The organism is Oerskovia sp. 140933, from assembly GCF_059651515.1.
Genome location: NZ_JAMXIO010000086.1, coordinates 1 through 318, shown reverse-complemented (window position 1 = coordinate 318; position 318 = coordinate 1). Strand labels below are relative to the sequence as shown.

Annotated in this window: 1 pseudogene; it reads left to right on the top strand. The window is 66.0% G+C overall.

The window, feature by feature from the left end:
- Positions 1-318, top strand: a pseudogene (locus tag NHG27_RS19010) (pyridine nucleotide-disulfide oxidoreductase); the annotation flags it as partial.

Here is a 318-nt window from a genome sequence, read left to right as displayed (position 1 = left end):
GATGTGCCGCGGACGTGGCCGTTGGAGGCTCGGCAGGTTGCGGTGCTGGGGGCGGGGAACGTGGCGTTGGACGTGGCGCGGGTGCTGGCCAAGCACGCTGACGACTTGTTGCCCACGGAGATCCCGGACAACGTCTATCAGGGCCTGAAGAACTCTCCGGTCACGGATGTGCACGTGTTCGCGCGTCGTGGTCCGGCGCAGGCGAAGTTCTCGCCGTTGGAGCTGCGTGAGCTGGGGCATGTGCCGGACGTGGACGTGATCGTGTATCCGGAGGACTTCGAGTTCGACGAGGGGTCGATGGCCGCGATCAACTCGTCG